This window comes from Pedobacter sp. SYP-B3415 (assembly GCF_004138205.1).
Classification (GTDB): Bacteria; Bacteroidota; Bacteroidia; order Sphingobacteriales; family Sphingobacteriaceae; genus Pedobacter.
The window spans coordinates 90,759-106,068 of sequence record NZ_RXNQ01000002.1 but is presented as its reverse complement, the minus strand read 5'-3'; the positions used below and the strand labels follow the sequence as shown (position 1 = coordinate 106,068).

At 46.4% G+C, this 15,310-nt stretch carries 17 protein-coding genes; 6 read left to right on the top strand and 11 right to left on the bottom strand.

The features are described from left to right. Positions 1 to 13: 13 nt before the first annotated feature. Complete coding sequence (locus EJV45_RS01455) at positions 14 to 2,497, top strand: ligase-associated DNA damage response DEXH box helicase (RefSeq protein WP_129713873.1); 2,484 nt, start codon at positions 14 to 16, stop codon at positions 2,495 to 2,497. Continuing rightward, entirely contained in the window at positions 2,488 to 3,126 is a 639-nt protein-coding gene (gene pdeM / locus EJV45_RS01450) for a ligase-associated DNA damage response endonuclease PdeM (RefSeq protein ID WP_129713872.1), read from the top strand. Before EJV45_RS01455 ends, pdeM begins: the two co-directional genes overlap by 10 nt. Here pdeM and EJV45_RS01445 read toward each other — a convergent pair. Genes EJV45_RS01445 through EJV45_RS01430 form a run of 4 tightly spaced genes read right to left on the bottom strand, consistent with a single transcriptional unit; the run spans position 3,123 to position 6,431 of the window. After that, on the bottom strand, positions 3,123 to 3,746 hold the full coding sequence (locus tag EJV45_RS01445) for a hypothetical protein (protein ID WP_129713871.1): 624 nt from the start codon (positions 3,744 to 3,746) through the stop codon (positions 3,123 to 3,125). The two genes, pdeM and EJV45_RS01445, sit on opposite strands and share 4 nt — an antisense overlap. A 1-nt stretch (position 3,747) precedes the next feature. Continuing rightward, on the bottom strand, positions 3,748 to 5,016 hold the full coding sequence (gene bioA, locus EJV45_RS01440) for an adenosylmethionine--8-amino-7-oxononanoate transaminase (protein ID WP_129713870.1): 1,269 nt from the start codon (positions 5,014 to 5,016) through the stop codon (positions 3,748 to 3,750). After that, positions 5,003 to 5,458 (bottom strand): NUDIX domain-containing protein, encoded by a 456-nt coding sequence (locus EJV45_RS01435; protein ID WP_129713869.1) that lies wholly within the window; start codon positions 5,456 to 5,458, stop codon positions 5,003 to 5,005. The genes bioA and EJV45_RS01435 overlap by 14 nt, the downstream gene beginning before the upstream one ends. Further along, positions 5,445 to 6,431, bottom strand: a complete 987-nt coding sequence (locus tag EJV45_RS01430) for a cation diffusion facilitator family transporter (protein ID WP_129713868.1) — start codon at positions 6,429 to 6,431, stop codon at positions 5,445 to 5,447. Before EJV45_RS01430 ends, EJV45_RS01435 begins: the two co-directional genes overlap by 14 nt. A gap of 111 nt (positions 6,432 to 6,542) precedes the next feature. On the opposite strand from EJV45_RS01430, the gene EJV45_RS01425 reads away from it, so the two are divergent. After that, positions 6,543 to 7,736 (top strand): pyridoxal phosphate-dependent aminotransferase, encoded by a 1,194-nt coding sequence (locus EJV45_RS01425; protein WP_205942305.1) that lies wholly within the window; start codon positions 6,543 to 6,545, stop codon positions 7,734 to 7,736. 81 nt (positions 7,737 to 7,817) lie between these two features. Here EJV45_RS01425 and EJV45_RS01420 read toward each other — a convergent pair whose 3' ends face one another. Continuing rightward, the gene (locus tag EJV45_RS01420; protein ID WP_129713867.1) at positions 7,818 to 9,062 is read right to left on the bottom strand and encodes an ABC transporter permease; all 1,245 of its coding nucleotides are present in this window, start codon (positions 9,060 to 9,062) and stop codon (positions 7,818 to 7,820) included. Positions 9,063 to 9,262: 200 nt separating this feature from the next. Between EJV45_RS01420 and queA the strand changes: the two genes are divergently transcribed. Then, positions 9,263 to 10,312, top strand: coding sequence for a tRNA preQ1(34) S-adenosylmethionine ribosyltransferase-isomerase QueA (queA, locus tag EJV45_RS01415; protein WP_129713866.1), 1,050 nt, complete (start codon positions 9,263 to 9,265; stop codon positions 10,310 to 10,312). A gap of 16 nt (positions 10,313 to 10,328) precedes the next feature. Beyond that, entirely contained in the window at positions 10,329 to 11,000 is a 672-nt protein-coding gene (locus tag EJV45_RS01410; RefSeq protein WP_129713865.1) for a 2-C-methyl-D-erythritol 4-phosphate cytidylyltransferase, read from the top strand. A 46-nt stretch (positions 11,001 to 11,046) separates the two neighbouring features. Here the strand turns inward: EJV45_RS01410 and EJV45_RS01405 are convergent, their stop codons facing one another. The 6 genes from EJV45_RS01405 to EJV45_RS01380 all read right to left on the bottom strand — a co-directional run bounded on the left by EJV45_RS01405 (position 11,047) and on the right by EJV45_RS01380 (position 14,134). After that, positions 11,047 to 11,205, bottom strand: coding sequence for a lmo0937 family membrane protein (locus tag EJV45_RS01405; RefSeq protein WP_107215590.1), 159 nt, complete (start codon positions 11,203 to 11,205; stop codon positions 11,047 to 11,049). 177 nt (positions 11,206 to 11,382) lie between these two features. After that, positions 11,383 to 11,604, bottom strand: coding sequence for a DUF2795 domain-containing protein (locus tag EJV45_RS01400; RefSeq protein ID WP_107215591.1), 222 nt, complete (start codon positions 11,602 to 11,604; stop codon positions 11,383 to 11,385). Positions 11,605 to 11,693: 89 nt separating this feature from the next. Continuing rightward, complete coding sequence (locus tag EJV45_RS01395; RefSeq protein WP_129713864.1) at positions 11,694 to 12,242, bottom strand: cob(I)yrinic acid a,c-diamide adenosyltransferase; 549 nt, start codon at positions 12,240 to 12,242, stop codon at positions 11,694 to 11,696. A 60-nt stretch (positions 12,243 to 12,302) separates the two neighbouring features. Continuing rightward, positions 12,303 to 13,067, bottom strand: a complete 765-nt coding sequence (locus EJV45_RS01390) for an ABC transporter ATP-binding protein (protein WP_129713863.1) — start codon at positions 13,065 to 13,067, stop codon at positions 12,303 to 12,305. A gap of 51 nt (positions 13,068 to 13,118) precedes the next feature. Beyond that, entirely contained in the window at positions 13,119 to 13,409 is a 291-nt protein-coding gene (gene gatC, locus EJV45_RS01385; RefSeq protein ID WP_129713862.1) for an Asp-tRNA(Asn)/Glu-tRNA(Gln) amidotransferase subunit GatC, read from the bottom strand. Further along, on the bottom strand, positions 13,406 to 14,134 hold the full coding sequence (locus tag EJV45_RS01380) for a 1-acyl-sn-glycerol-3-phosphate acyltransferase (RefSeq protein ID WP_129713861.1): 729 nt from the start codon (positions 14,132 to 14,134) through the stop codon (positions 13,406 to 13,408). Before EJV45_RS01380 ends, gatC begins: the two co-directional genes overlap by 4 nt. A 94-nt stretch (positions 14,135 to 14,228) precedes the next feature. On the opposite strand from EJV45_RS01380, the gene trpS reads away from it, so the two are divergent. Then, a complete protein-coding gene (gene trpS, locus EJV45_RS01375) occupies positions 14,229 to 15,227 on the top strand; it encodes a tryptophan--tRNA ligase (protein ID WP_129713859.1) in 999 nt (332 codons plus the stop codon). Positions 15,228 to 15,310: the final 83 nt, after the last annotated feature.

The window sequence follows — 15,310 nt, the reverse complement described above, 5'->3', positions numbered from 1 at the left end:
CCGGCAGAAATACATGCTCAATACCCACCCTGGTTATAAAAAAATAAAATCCTGGCTTCGTTCGGCGAAGCGAAAGCCCTTCCCTTTTCAGGAAGAGGCCTGGGATAAATATTTACAGGGTTTCAATGGGCTTGTCAATGCCCCTACAGGTTTTGGGAAGACCTTTTCCCTTTTCCTGGCACCACTGATCGAATCCTTTGGCAACGAGCAGCCGGTAAAACCCAGCAGCAAAAACAGGCTTAAACTGATATGGATCACACCTCTGCGTGCCCTGGCGAAAGACATTGGCAGAGCCATGATTGAAAGTTTGCTGGAACTGGAAATGGACTGGGAAGTTGGAATCAGAAATGGAGACACAACGAGCAGTGAAAAAGCCAGGCAGAAAAGGTCTATGCCTGAAATTTTGATCATCACGCCAGAAAGCATGCATCTTCTGCTCGCACAGAAAGGCAGTTCAGAAATCTTCGAGGGACTACAATGTATTGTAGCCGACGAGTGGCATGAGCTTCTTGGCTCTAAACGCGGGGTGCTTGTCGAGTTGGCGATCAGCCGGATAAACGGCATGAAACGAAAGGCAATGTTGCCTGAAGCACGTGTATGGGGTATCTCGGCAACAATTGGAAACATTGAGCAGGCATTGGAGGTTCTGGTACCCGACGTCAATAAGCCCAAAACGATTGTACGCGCCGAGCTGGAAAAGAAAATTGAAATTCATTCCATTCTTCCTGATAACCTGGAAACATTACCCTGGGCAGGACATCTCGGTCTCAAGATGGCTGAGAAATTAATACCGATTATAAATAAAAGTCGAACCACACTTATTTTTACAAATACCCGCGGTCAGGCTGAGATGTGGTACCAGCGGATGTTGCAGGTTGATCCCGACCTTGCCGGCCTGCTGGCCATTCACCATGGGTCAATAGACAACGAACTCAGAGGCTGGATCGAGGATGCGCTGCACTCGGGAGCCCTCAAGGCAGTCATCTGCACCTCGTCGCTCGATCTGGGGGTAGACTTTAAGCCGGTCGACACAGTTGTGCAGGTTGGCTCGCCCAAAGGTGTAGCAAGATTTCTTCAACGCGCGGGCCGCAGCGGGCACTCTCCTTTTGAGACATCCGTAATTTATTTTATGCCGACCCACGCTCTGGAACTGGTTGAAGCGGCAGCGATAAAGGAAGCTGCAAAAAATCAGGATATAGAGCCACGTGAGCCGGTGATTCTGGCCTTCGATACCCTTACACAATACCTGGTAACGCTGGCAGTCGGCGATGGCTTTATTGACCGAGAAACCTTCGAGGAAGTCAGGAGTACGCATGCTTTCAGAGATATTCTTCCCGAAGAATGGCGCTGGATCATGCAATTTATTACCTCTGGAGGTGAAACCCTGGGCGCGTACGACGAATTTAAAAAAGTGATTCTGGATACTGATGGCCGCTGGAAAGTAACCAGCAGGCTCACGGCAATGAGACACCGCCTGCATATCGGAACGATAGTAAGCGACGTTATGCTGAAGGTAAAGTTTATCAGCGGAGGCTATATAGGCATGGTCGAGGAGAATTTCATTGCGAAGCTGAATGCGGGCGATCATTTTACCCTGGCCGGACGCATTCTCGAACTTGTGCAAGTGAAAGACATGACCGTTCTGGTCCGTAAAAGCAAAAAGAAAAAAGCAATTAGTCCGAGTTGGAACGGAGGCCGCCTTCCCCTGTCATCAAACCTCGGGTCGGTTCTTCGGAAAAAATATAATGAAGCGTTAGACGAAAATCACCCGGATCCTGAACTGCGGTTTGTATACCCGCTATTCTTACGACAGCAGCGAACATCGCATGTACCTAAAAATGATGAGTTGCTTGTAGAAATGATCAGCAATAAGGAAGGTTTTCACCTGTTTGCTTACCCTTTCGAAGGCCGGCTAGTACATGAAGTCCTTGCTGCGCTCGTTGCGTTCAGGCTAAGCAGACTGCTGCCCATCAGTTTTTCGATCGCCATGAACGATTACGGCTTCGAATTACTGAGCGACCAGGAAATTCCTTTTGATGAAGGAATCGCCTACGATGTGTTTTCGCCAAAAAACCTCTCTGAAGACATCACGCAGAGTATCAATTCTACAGAAATGGCCAGAAGAAAGTTCCGGGACATTGCCTGCATTTCGGGACTGGTGTTTCAGGGGTATCCCGGGAAACACGTTGCCAACAAACATTTACAATCTTCTGCCGGATTATTTTTTAATGTTTTTAGCGACTACGACAAACATAACTTACTTTTGCGACAGGCTTACGATGAGGTGTTTTATGATCAGCTGGAGGAGCCGCGGCTTGCCGCTGCCTTACACAGGATACAGAACAGCCGCATCATAATTACCGAGCCGCAGTCATTTACGCCCCTGTCTTTCCCGATCAAGGTTGACAGCTTGAGGGAAAACATGAGTTCAGAGGAGCTTGAACAGCGCGTAACAAGAATGACGGCCGAAGCGCAAAAGGAAGATCAATGGAGATAAATTGCAAGGGAGAACGAATAATTTTAGATGAGGAACGCGCCATATTTTTGCCTGAACACGATCTTCTGGTGCTTAGTGATCTCCACCTCGGCAAGTCGGCCCATTTCAGGCGTGCAGGTGTTCCCGTTCCTGCAACTGTAGGCCTGAATGATCTGGCAAGGCTGAGCGGTCTGTTAGCCCGGCATAAACCCGAAGCACTCCTTATTACCGGAGATATGTTTCATCACAGCCTGAACAGCGATATTGACCATTTCAGCAGCTGGCGCCGTACCTATAACGAACTCCGGTTAATCCTCGTCAAAGGAAACCACGACCTGCTTACTGAGGCTGACTATGAGGCGATGAATATAGAAGTTCATTCTCCCTCCTTTTGTCTTGGCCCTTTCTGCTTTATTCATGATGCCCCCAAATGTACAGAAGAAGAGCTCTATCCGATCAGCGGCCATATCCATCCGGGTATAACCCTGCAGGGCCGGGCGAAGCAGAAACTTCGTTTCCCCTGTTATTATTTTGGAACGGACTTCGCTGTCTTACCTGCTTTCAGCCTTTTTACCGGTCTTAGTTCCATCCGCCAACATACGGGTGACCGGGCTTATGCGATCACCCCGGGAAAAGTCGTAGCGGTCTAAACGGCCTCCAGCGGCTGTACTTCTTTGGCCAGTCCGGCTGTCCACCTGTTAAAAAGCGCTTTTTCTATTTCTACCACATGCGCGGCGTGTTGCTTCCAGTCAGCACTAAAAGTTTCCAGCTGCGCGATCATCTCTTCAAGATGCCCCTCTTCTTCCAGGATGATTGACTTAACATTTACTTTGCTCCTGTGCACATCCAGCACCTGCTGATACACAGGATAAAGCTCGTCTGCCCTCACTTCTATTGCATACGTAACAAACAGATACGCGCCAAATTTTAAGTCTTCACCTTTAAGATTAAACTGTGCTTTCAGATACCGGCAAACAGCAATATCCAATGCCTGCAGGTAAAACTTGGTTGAGTTAGGGCTAAGTAACTCAGCATTTGTGTAAGTCCTGCACAGGCTCCCATCTACTTTTCCTATCTGTTTTTTAAGATAGTAGGCATGCCGGTGTTCTTCCGCAGCATGCTTCAGAATAATGATATTTACCTTGTCCTTACTTTCCGACGCCGATATCTTTCTGGCCCCTGCATTTTCCATATACGACAGCGTATTTAACCATCTGGCATGCAAATCGTTATCAATTACTATCTTTCCTAAAACTTCGTTAAATTCCATATCAGATTTCAGCTAAAGCTATTTCTATTTGTTTGTAAATATAATCAAGGTCCTCATCAGAGATCACATAAGGCGGCATTAAATAAATGATATTGCCAAGCGGCCGCATGAGAATTCCCCGGTCCAGGAACCACTTATACATGCGATCCCGAAGACCGCTCAGATATGACGTATCAGTTCCCGTTTCCCACTCGAGCGCCAGAATAGTGCCGGTCTGGCGTATATCTTTCAATCTGGGATGCCCGGATATTTTTGCTGAGAAGTTCGCATGGCGCCTGGTAATCCGGTCAAGGTTAGCCTGTGTTTCTTCGCCGAGGAAAAGATCGAGACTGGCCAGAGCGGCCGTGCACGCAATGGGGTTGGCCGTAAATGAGTGCCCGTGGTAAAGCGTTTTTAATTTGTCGTCGCTATAAAATCCTTCGAAGATTTTATCTGTGCACGTTGTTATTCCCAGGGCCATCGTGCCGCCGGTCAGGCCCTTGCTTAAACAAAATATATCAGGTTTATTGTGGAGTCCTGCGGTAGCAAAGGGTACACCAGTGCGGCCGAAACCTGTCATCACCTCGTCAGCGATCAACAATACTCCTTTGTCCCTGCAAAGCTCCAATAGCTGATCTAGCAGTTCGGCGCGGTACATGAGCATCCCGCCTGATCCCAATACCAGCGGCTCGAATATAAAACATGCCAGGTTGTCTGCCTGGCTCGCAATTAGTTGCCGCAAGTCGGCAATATTCTCATCCGTCGGGAGATCGATGAACTCTACCTCGAACAGGTAGGAAGCAAAAGCATCAGTAAAAATACTCCGGGCACTAACAGACATGGCTCCGAAGGTATCACCGTGATAAGAGTCTTTGAACGCCAGAACTCTTTTTCTTTCGGGAACACCACTGTTGCTCCAGAATTGAATGCACATTTTAAGTGCAACCTCGACCGCGGTAGAACCATTATCGCTATAAAATACCTTGTCCTGAGTTCCGGGCAGAACGGGCAGAAGTCTTTCGGCCAGCAAAACTGCAGGCTCGTGCGTAAAACCCGCAAAAATTACATGCTCAAGATTTGAAAGCTGAGCCGCCACTTTTTCTGCTATGTACGGATGAGAATGCCCATGGATGTTTACCCACCAGGAAGAAACAGCATCGATATAGCGGTTCCCGTCTTCTGCGAAAAGGTACGGCCCGCTTGCACTGGTTATTCCGATCACAGGCATCGCGTTTTTTGCCTGGGTATACGGGTGCCAGATAACTTTCTTATCGCGTTCAGTTAGTGTCATGTGAAATATATTTTTTAAGCATTGCAGCAACAGTTTTATCTGTTCTGAAGGTGATCTGTTCAACATCAAGATCGCTGATCAGCACCCACCTGAAGGCCTGCTTCAGTTCGCCTTCATTATCGAAGTCAAAAATGCGGTTCTTGAAGGCGAGTTGAAGCGGCGCCCGCTCTTTGACAAGATAATAGATACTGATAACCTGACTGTCATTGAACGATGATTTTTCGTAGAAATCTGTTGTATAAAAGTGTTGCAGAACATCAATTTCTGCACCGCATTCTTCCATAAACTCCCGTTTCAAACCGTCGATCAGCCCCTCGCCCAGTTCAAGGCCGCCCCCCGGAAACTTGCTGAAGCGAACACCATATTCTTCCTCATCGCTAACTAAAACCTCAGAATCAGAATTAATCAGCAGGCCGTAAACGCGAACGTTAAAGTAACTCATTTTCGAAGTGTTTTTTGTTCCGGGTTGTATTTTCCAGTGTCCATACGAAGTCCCTGGCCTGAGGCTCAAACCTGACGGGGCAGTCCTTCATCCGGCAGTAGTGACAGCACTGCGGTAAACAGGGGTCGGCATGTATAAAAAGCTCGGTCTCCCGTAATTTTTTCGCATTGATCAGCTTGTCTATATCTGATATCTCCTTGTGTACCCTGTTCAGATCAAAGTAGTACGGAAGTGTAACGTGACAATCGATATGGAGTTCCGGACCATACTGCTGTGTTCTGAGATTGTGTACATCGATCCATGGGTCTGCGCGGTTGTCCTGTAAGATGCCCACTACCGCCGTTACAAGTTTAACATCGCTCTCATCCATCAAGCCACCGACCGATTCGCGTGTAAGCTTATAGCCGGAAAATACGATATAAAGACCGGCAGCAACAGAAAGCACGCTATCTAACCAATGAAGATTTGTGAGCAGCATCAGAACCAGCCCGATAACCAGCGCAGCGCTGGTATAGGTATCTGTCAGCAGGTGTTTTCCATCTGCAACCAGGGTAAGCGAGTTTTCCTGCCTGCCGGTGCGGATGAGAAAAAGCCCTGTGAGTAAATTTACCAGGCCGGCCCCCGCAATGATCAGTGTGCCTGTAAACAACTGTTCAAGCGGTTCGGGATAGATGAAACTGTAAACAGATTTGCCGATGATCATGATTCCGGCAATGAGAATCAGTGTACCCTCTACAAAAGCTGAAAAGAATTCTACCTTGCCATGCCCGTATGGGTGGTTTTCATCGCGGGGACGGGTGCTAAGGTAAACGCTGTAAAAAGCAAAGCTGCTCGCAATAACGTTTACAATACTTTCTGCCGCATCGGTGAGAATTGCGTTTGAACGCGTTATAAAGTAGGCCGTAAATTTTGCCAGCATGAGCAGGAGACTGATGCCCAAAGAAACCACAATTGCCTTCTTCCTTTTCGTCATGCCTTTTTTTTGCCAAAAATACAGTTATAACCTAACTTACTTGCGAAATTTGTTGCTTTTTTAAGTCACAATACCATTTGCTTCATATATTTGCGCACAAACGAATTGACCATGACGTATTTATCAAAAAGAATCAACAACCTGTCTGAATCGCAAACAATCAAAATGGCTAAACTGGGCCGTGAGCTGTCGGCAAAGGGGATTGATGTAATCAACCTGAGTTTCGGTGAACCTGATTTTTTCACTCCTGAAGATGTAAAAGCTGCTGCGAAGAAGGCAATCGATGAGAACTTCTCTTATTATACCCCTGTGTCGGGCTATCCTGATCTGCGCAAGGCTATTGTAAAGAAGCTTAAAGACGAGAACGGTCTTGATTATGAGGTTGATGACATTGTGGTCTCTACCGGAGCAAAACAAAGTCTGGCAAATGTCGTCATGTGCCTGGTTAATCCGGGCGACGAAGTGATTGTGCCTACGCCTTACTGGGTATCTTATTCTGAGATGATCAAGCTGGCAGAAGGCGAATCGGTCTTTATTAACGCCATTGTAGAAAACAATTTTAAAATCACTCCCGAAGAGCTTGAGGCAGCTATTACGCCGAAAACCAAACTCTTTATGTTCTCCTCGCCCTGCAACCCGACAGGTTCTGTATATACCCGCGATGAACTGGCCGGTCTTGTAAGCGTGTTTGAAAAGCACCCGGATATCTTCATCATTTCAGATGAGATCTACGAGCATATCAATTTCGGCGAGGGCCATACGTCTATCGCGAGTTTTGACAGCGTGAAGGATCGTGTTATTATCATCAATGGTTTCTCCAAGGCTTATGCGATGACGGGGTGGCGCGTTGGTTATTCTGTATCCACCCGGGAAATTGCCAAAGCCTGCGATAAGCTGCAGGGACAGATCACATCAGGAACTTCATCGATTTCTCAGCGTGCTGCACTTGCTGCCTACAACGCCGGCTTAGATAGTGTGGAAGATATGCGTAAGGAATTTAAGAAACGGAGAGACCTTGTGTATGGCCTTCTGAAAGAAATTCCTGGTGTAAATGTAAACCTGCCTGAAGGCGCGTTTTATTTCTTTCCCGAAGTAAAAAGTTACTTTGGAAAAAGCTACAACGGCCAGACCATTGAAACGGCTGAAGACCTGAGCCTCTACCTGCTGAACGAAGCACATGTTTCTACTGTAACAGGAGAAGCGTTTGGAAACGCAGACTGTATCAGAATCTCATATGCTGCAGCAGAAGATCAGCTTATAAAGGCTGTTAAACAAATTGAAGCAGCGCTTGCAAAGCTGAACTAAACCAGTCACTATAATGAAAAAAGCCCTATGCTGCAATCAGCATGGGGCTTTTTTCATTATCGAATATCTTGTGTTCGCAGATTACGAGCGAATGGCTTCTACCGGATCAAGCCTTGAGGCGGAAAAAGCCGGGTAAAAGCCTGAAAGGCTTCCGATGACTACCGATATACCGATTCCGAGAACGATGTTTGCAATATCAAGGATAATTTCGATATCAAGCAAATGTGTAAACACCTGCGTGAAAAGAAACACAAACAACAGTCCGAGTAATCCGCCGAGCAGGCAAAGGATGATGGCTTCGAACATGAATTGGAGTAAAATGAAATAGTTCTTTGCGCCGAGCGATTTTTGGATACCTATAATATTGGTCCGCTCTTTAACCGAAACGAACATGATGTTGGCAATACCAAAACCACCAACCAGAATGGAAAAACCGCCGATAACCCAGCCTGCAATCTTGACCATGCTGAACATCGTATCCAGCTGATTGGAAAGAATAGTCGTTTTGTTGAGCGCGAAATCATCCTCCTGGCCGGGCTTTAACCGGTGTATAGAACGCATAAGGCCCTGCAGCTCACTTTCAATTTCTTCAAGACTTACATTATCATTCCCTCTTACGGTAATCTGGGGATCATAACGCTCGTTTCTAATATCAAAGAGCCCTTTTGCGAAGTTGATAGGAATCAACACGTTTTTATCCTGCGACATGCCGAGCATGTCCTCTCCTTCTTTTTTAAATACGCCGACCACGGTAACGCGCCGCCCCATGACTTTGACCTGTTTACCAACCGCCGGACTATTGCCAAAAAGCCCTTCGGCTATTTCAGCACCCATTATACAGATGGGTGTACCGGATTTACTTTCGTTTTCCGTGAAGTAACGGCCTTCCTGCAGTTCGAAGCTCCAGGTTTTATCAAAATCTGACGAGGCAGCCCAGATCGTAGCACCCTCGACAGAAGAACTGCGGTATTTGATGACCCGGTTTTGTGCGGCAGCCTCATACGTGATACCCTGTGCATTTTCCATGCGCCGCTGTAGCTGCTCATAATCGCGTGGTGATGGTTCGGGCCGGTTCATATATTTCCACCATGGATAATCGCCGAACCCCCCCCAGGGCCATTTCTGGATAAAGATCGTTTTCGACCCGAGTTTATCTACGCTTTCCTGCAGTTTGTTCCGCAGGGTATCAACCGCGGTGAAGACCGCTATAATCGTAAAGATACCGATGGTTATTCCCAGCAAAGAGAGAATGGTTCGAAGCTTATTCTGACGAATGGCATCGAAGGCAAAGCGCAGGCTTTCGCCGATAAGTCTGAAAACGATCATAATTAGCGTTTAGACCAAAATTAGCTAAAAAGGTTACAAGCCTGACGCAATATTCAAAATGATACACAAGTTGTATGATAAATGGAGTTTCTGACAACAAATTGAACAGCTATATGGTTAATTATCAGGCGCAGTCTGCGTAAGCAACAAAAACAAAATTAATTTTATAAATTTGCGCCCTTAAAATATCAAGCCAGATTATGAAACTATCGCAGTTCAAGTTCAATTTACCCGAGTCGCTCATCGCAAGTACTCCTTCCGAAAACCGTGACGAAGCCCGTTTAATGGTGTTGCATAAAGACAGTGGAAAAATTGAGCACAAGATATTCAAAGATGTCCTGGACTATTTTGACGATAAAGATGTCATGATCCTGAACAACACGAAAGTTTTTCCTGCGCGCCTTTACGGGAACAAGGAAAAAACCGGCGCTACTATCGAGGTATTTTTGCTCCGCGAGCTTAACAAAGAGTTGAGGTTGTGGGACGTCCTGGTAGACCCCGCCCGCAAAATCCGTGTTGGCAATAAACTTTATTTTGGTGACGATGATCTGCTCGTTGCAGAGGTAGTAGACAATACAACATCACGCGGCCGCACAATCCGTTTTCTGTTTGACGGTACCGATGAAGAATTCCGTAAAAACGTTGAAATCCTTGGCGAAACGCCGCTACCAAAATACATCAAACGTAAAGCCACTGCTCAGGATAAAGAACGTTATCAGACTATTTTCGCAAAACACGAAGGTGCTGTTGCTGCCCCTACCGCAGGTCTGCACTTTAGCCGTGAGCTGATGAAACGGCTCGAGCTTAAAGGTATTGAGTTTGCAGAAGTAACCCTGCATGTTGGGCTTGGGACATTCCGGCCGGTCGAGGTTGAAGACCTCACCAAACACAAGATGGACTCTGAGCAATTCATTATCGAGGATCGCGATGCGCGCATTGTGAATAAGGCCCTTGAAAATAAAAACAAGATTTGCGCTGTCGGAACGACGAGCATGCGGGCCATCGAATCTGCGGTTTCAGCGAGCCATACACTCAAGGCAGCAAGCGACTGGACAAGTAAGTTTATCTTCCCTCCTTACGACTTCAGCATCGCGAATTGCATGATAACCAATTTTCATACGCCAGAATCAACTCTGCTGATGATGATTGCAGCGTTTGGCGGATACGATAATGTGATGAATGCCTACGAAATTGCAGTTAAAGAGAAATATCGCTTTTACAGTTATGGCGATGCCATGCTGATCATCTAACAACGCAGATGTTCGCATGACGCATTACGCAATTGTCGTAGCAGGCGGCAGGGGAAACAGAATGGGTAACGAACTGCCCAAGCAATTCCTGCCGCTTGCCGGCAAACCGCTGCTGATGCATTCGCTCCTGGCTTTTTCTCAAAGCCGCTTCAAGCCTGAGATCATTCTTGTGCTTCATCCTGATGAAAGGGAACGTTGGGCAGATCTGTGCCAAACCTATAAGTGTACCATTTCGCACCACATTGCATCCGCGGGAACAGAACGATACCATTCGGTTAAAAATGCGCTTACACTTGTCGAAACCGGTGGAATGGTGGCGGTTCATGACGCCGCCCGGCCCCTCATTTCTACAGATCTTATTGACCGCTGCTATGAGCGAACGCTCCGGCACGGCAATGCCGTAGCTGCGCTGCCTGCTACCGACAGCATCAGGTTACAGGAAAACGGCGTCAGCCAGGCGATAGACCGGAACAAAGTATTCATTATTCAGACACCCCAGACTTTTTATAGCAGCGAGCTGCTGGACGCATATAACCAGCCATTTCAACCGCTTTTTACCGACGATGCCAGCGTTATGCAGGCGGCAGGATCCGAAATATATCTTGAACCGGGCGAGCGGCGAAATTTTAAAATAACCTACCCGACCGATCTTGTTTTTGCAGAAGCGCTTATCGCCGATAAGACATAAAAAAACCCGGGCATCTGCACCGGGTTCATTCTTATGTTTGCGACACTTAGGCCGCCCTGTTTATCACTTTCAGCAGGATAGCGATCACTGCGATTACGAGCAGGACGTGAATGATTCCACCCACATCACCAAATCCATTAAAGAAAAAGCCGATTACCCAAAGTATTACCAATACAACGGCAACCAAATACAATAAATTTCCCATAGGTTCTTAATTTAGTTTTTAAGTATGTTATTTGTGAGAGTAAACATGAAGATGCCGGAGATTGTTTCGGTTCATGTGATAAAAACCACATCAGAGGCAAAACAGCGGGGAATTTGAGTTATCCGCATAAAAAGAAAGGCCGGATTTACATCCGGCCTTTGTATCTTGAAACTGACATTAATATTCGTCTTCATTAAAGAAAAAGTCTTCTTTGGTCGGATAGTCCGGCCAGATTTCCTCTATGCTCTCGTAGGGCTCACCATCATCTTCAAGCGCCTGCAGGTTTTCTATTACCTCTACAGGTGCACCGGAACGGATACCGTAGTCAATTAGTTCGTCTTTAGTTGCAGGCCATGGAGCATCTTCCAGGTGCGATGCCAATTCTAGTGTCCAATACATATTCCCTGTTGTTTAAATTTTAGTTATTTCAATTAATCGCAAAAGTATATTAAAATTAATTTAATATCCAAACATTTTTTTCCACCATCTCAGATGCGTGGAATCCATTTGTTTTCTTCGTTTCCCGCGTCCATACACAGTTTCCGTGCCAGAACAAACAGGTAATCGCTTAGCCTGTTCAGGTACATGATAACAATTTGGTCTACAGCACTTTCTGTTGACAGTGAAATAGCGAGCCGCTCGGCGCGACGACAAACTGACCGGGCAACATGGCAGAAAGAGGCGGCGCCGCCCCCGCCTGGCAGAATAAAATGTTTAAGATCAGGAAGGGTAGCATTCATACGATCAATTTCATCTTCAAGCAGCGTAACATCTGCTTCATGAAGATCGGGAAGCTTCATTCTCGACTTCTCCGGATCTGCAGCCAGCAAGGACCCAACCGTAAACAACCTATCCTGAATTTCCTTGAGCACCGTTTGAACTGCTGCTGTCGATGTTTGGCTGGATACAACGCCGATATAGGAATTGAGCTCATCAACGGTACCATACGTTTCAATCCTGAGATGCGACTTAAGGACTCTTGTTCCCCCGATTAGCGAAGTTTCACCTTTATCTCCGGTTTTTGTGTAAATCTTCATGCAACTATAAATAGCTATAAAAAAAAGCCTTTGGACAAGGCTTTCAGTATTGTATGAGTCTTAATTCATCTTTTCCCAGTCTGAGCCGGACTCCCGGATCGCCTGCAGGCGCGGCGAAACAGACTTGACGTCTGTATTCAGGTAATCATTCTCGACAAGACCATCGCGCATCCTGACAATTCTATGCGCATGCTGGGCAATGTCTTCCTCGTGGGTAACAAGAATGATCGTATTGCCCTTGCTATGGATCTCCTCGAGCAAGCCCATAATCTCGATCGATGTTTTTGTATCAAGGTTTCCGGTAGGTTCATCGGCGAGGATAATTGAAGGATCGTTGATCAGCGCCCTGGCAACAGCGACACGTTGGCGTTGTCCGCCCGAGAGTTCATTTGGCTTATGATCCATACGGTTGCCCAATCCGACATTCTCAAGCGCCTTTGCTGCACGCGCCTCTCTCTCTTTGCGGTTTGCCCCGGCATAAATCAGGGGCAGGGCAACATTATCGAGTGAAGTAGAGCGCGGCAAAAGATTGAATGTCTGAAAGACAAATCCGATTTCTTTATTTCTAACCTCTGCAAGTGCATCATCAGACATCTGGCTAACATTGGTTCCGTTCAAAATGTAGTCACCTTTGCTCGGTGTATCCAGGCAGCCGAGAATATTCATCAGGGTAGACTTTCCTGAACCAGATGGCCCCATAAGTGCTACAAACTCACCCTTCCTGATCTCGAGCGAAACGGATTTAATGGCATGAATAACCTCAGTGCCGATAACATATTTACGGCCGATATCTTTTATAATGATCAATGGGGTGTTGTTCTGCATCGGTTTTTTATTTTTTAGACAGCCGCTAACAAATGAATGTTACAGCCACGCCTATTTTTCAATAATCTTTGGTACAAGAAAAAAACGTTCATTGCGCAGGGCTGCGTTCATCAGCCCTTCTTCGGTGCTTATTTCAGTCTTCGCTTCATCTTCGCGCCAGGTATTCTTAGCCTCGTTCATGTAACGCAGCGGCTCCACCTGCGAGGTATCGAGCTCATTCAGCTTTTCCATGAAAGTAAGAATCTTGTTCATATCCGCGCGGAGACTGTCGACATCTTTATCTTCAATATGGATACGGGCCAGGTCGGCGATCTTATATATTCTTTCGTTATCCAGGTTCATTCGCTGATCAGTTTGCTTTTAATTTTTTCAAAAACGCGGTCCCGAAGTACTTCATCATCGCTTAGCGACATTTCTGTAGTGCACAAGGGAGCGTGTACAAAGACCCGGCAAATGCCCGGTCTTGATCCGTGTGCGCCTCCATCATCCCATAGTACCTTCCAAATATCGGTAATTGAAACCGGAACTATCGGAATTTTTTTATCGATCGCGAGCCTGAACGGGCCATTTTTAAAGCTATGAAGTTTGGGCGGAAAATGATCATCTATCTTCCCTTCGGGGAAAATAACAAGACTCATCCCTTTATCCAGATTGTCGCCCGCTTTTTTGAAAGCCCTGAAAGAAGAAATCTTGCTCTCACGGTTAACGGTGATGTCTATCGTCTTGAAAAAGATGCGGAGAACAGGGTTTGTAAGAAGCTCTTCTTTCCCCATAAAGTGAAAACTGCCTCTGGCAAGGATGCAAAAAACCATGATATCAAGATTCGAACTGTGGTTGGCGCAATACACATAGGTCTGGTCTGCATTGAGCGGTTGCTCGAATTCAAATTTATAGAAAATTCCCGCAAGTCCGCTTGCAAACAGGCTATGCAGATGGCGGAAAAAATTTAGAACCGGGTAGTATCGCTCATTTCTTGAGCATATGTAATAGAATGGAAGAAACAGCAGAAAAAAGATAAATACCACGATCATAAACCAGACGCGGTGAAGCTGCTTGAGAATTTTCATATATACATTCAAAATTAGAAAAATATGTCACCATTTGTCGGCCGATCTGATAATTGATCTGCTGAATGTTTTAATTCTTTCTTAATTTCGCCGGATGAAAGAAACGGTAGTGAGCGGCATCCGCTCTACAGGAAAATTACATCTTGGTAACTATTACGGTGCACTGAAGAATTTTGTGCAGATGCAGCACGACTACAATTGCTTTTTCTTTATTGCAGATCTTCATTCACTTACCACCCACCCTACGCCTTCCGACCTGCATGGAAATGTAAAGCAGGTGCTTGTAGAATACCTTGCCTGCGGTATAGATCCCGAGCTCAGTACCATCTATATTCAGTCTGACGTTCCCGAAGTTGCGGAGCTCTATCTGTACCTGAATATGAACGCCTACATGGGCGAACTTGAACGCAGCGCGTCTTTTAAAGATAAGGTTCGCGCAAATCCCGATAACGTCAACGCCGGCCTCCTCACGTATCCGGTATTGATGGCTGCCGACATTCTGATACATAAGGCAACAAAGGTACCGGTTGGTAAAGACCAGGAACAGCATCTGGAAATGGCCCGTACGTTTGGAAACCGCTTTAACAGACTTTATAACAACGATTATTTTCCCGAGCCCTATGCCTTCAGTTATGCTACGAGTCTTGTGAAGGTACCAGGACTTGATGGTAAAGGAAAAATGGGTAAGTCTGAGGGTGAAGGCAATGTGATTAATCTTTCAGATGATCCGGAAGTGATCAGGAAAAAAGTGATGCGTGCCGTGAGCGACGGCGGGCCAACGGTTGAAAATCAGCCAAAACCCGAGGCCATTCAAAACCTGTTCGATCTTATGAAAGTGGTATCCGCACCAGATACACTTGCGCATTTCGAAGGGCTTTATAACCAGTGCGCAATTCGGTATGGCGATTTTAAAAAGCAGCTTGCCGAAGATATGATCATGGCAACAGCACCGATCCGCGAACGGATTCAAGCTATTGCCGCCGACGAGGCCTACCTGAGCAAGGTAGCAGGGATCGGGCGCGAAAAAGGACGCGAAAGCGCATTAAAAACCATCAGGGACGTTCGCGAACTGGTAGGAATAAAAAGTTTTTAAGAAAAAATGCAGTAACGCTTACCCGTAGAACATCCTACAGATGATTAAAACGGAGGCGCATCTGCACAATGAAACACGATATT

What these genes read in the sequence shown, in the direction of transcription:
- EJV45_RS01455 (WP_129713873.1), top strand. Translation starts at nt 14, where the DNA reads ATGCTCAATACCCACCCTGGTTATAAAAAAATAAAATCCTGGCTTCGT.
- pdeM (WP_129713872.1), top strand. Translation starts at nt 2,488, where the DNA reads ATGGAGATAAATTGCAAGGGAGAACGAATAATTTTAGATGAGGAACGC.
- EJV45_RS01445 (WP_129713871.1), bottom strand. Translation starts at nt 3,746, where the DNA reads ATGGAATTTAACGAAGTTTTAGGAAAGATAGTAATTGATAACGATTTG.
- bioA (WP_129713870.1), bottom strand. Translation starts at nt 5,016, where the DNA reads ATGACACTAACTGAACGCGATAAGAAAGTTATCTGGCACCCGTATACC.
- EJV45_RS01435 (WP_129713869.1), bottom strand. Translation starts at nt 5,458, where the DNA reads ATGAGTTACTTTAACGTTCGCGTTTACGGCCTGCTGATTAATTCTGAT.
- EJV45_RS01430 (WP_129713868.1), bottom strand. Translation starts at nt 6,431, where the DNA reads ATGACGAAAAGGAAGAAGGCAATTGTGGTTTCTTTGGGCATCAGTCTC.
- EJV45_RS01425 (WP_205942305.1), top strand. Translation starts at nt 6,543, where the DNA reads ATGACGTATTTATCAAAAAGAATCAACAACCTGTCTGAATCGCAAACA.
- EJV45_RS01420 (WP_129713867.1), bottom strand. Translation starts at nt 9,062, where the DNA reads ATGATCGTTTTCAGACTTATCGGCGAAAGCCTGCGCTTTGCCTTCGAT.
- queA (WP_129713866.1), top strand. Translation starts at nt 9,263, where the DNA reads ATGAAACTATCGCAGTTCAAGTTCAATTTACCCGAGTCGCTCATCGCA.
- EJV45_RS01410 (WP_129713865.1), top strand. Translation starts at nt 10,329, where the DNA reads ATGACGCATTACGCAATTGTCGTAGCAGGCGGCAGGGGAAACAGAATG.
- EJV45_RS01405 (WP_107215590.1), bottom strand. Translation starts at nt 11,205, where the DNA reads ATGGGAAATTTATTGTATTTGGTTGCCGTTGTATTGGTAATACTTTGG.
- EJV45_RS01400 (WP_107215591.1), bottom strand. Translation starts at nt 11,604, where the DNA reads ATGTATTGGACACTAGAATTGGCATCGCACCTGGAAGATGCTCCATGG.
- EJV45_RS01395 (WP_129713864.1), bottom strand. Translation starts at nt 12,242, where the DNA reads ATGAAGATTTACACAAAAACCGGAGATAAAGGTGAAACTTCGCTAATC.
- EJV45_RS01390 (WP_129713863.1), bottom strand. Translation starts at nt 13,067, where the DNA reads ATGCAGAACAACACCCCATTGATCATTATAAAAGATATCGGCCGTAAA.
- gatC (WP_129713862.1), bottom strand. Translation starts at nt 13,409, where the DNA reads ATGAACCTGGATAACGAAAGAATATATAAGATCGCCGACCTGGCCCGT.
- EJV45_RS01380 (WP_129713861.1), bottom strand. Translation starts at nt 14,134, where the DNA reads ATGAAAATTCTCAAGCAGCTTCACCGCGTCTGGTTTATGATCGTGGTA.
- trpS (WP_129713859.1), top strand. Translation starts at nt 14,229, where the DNA reads ATGAAAGAAACGGTAGTGAGCGGCATCCGCTCTACAGGAAAATTACAT.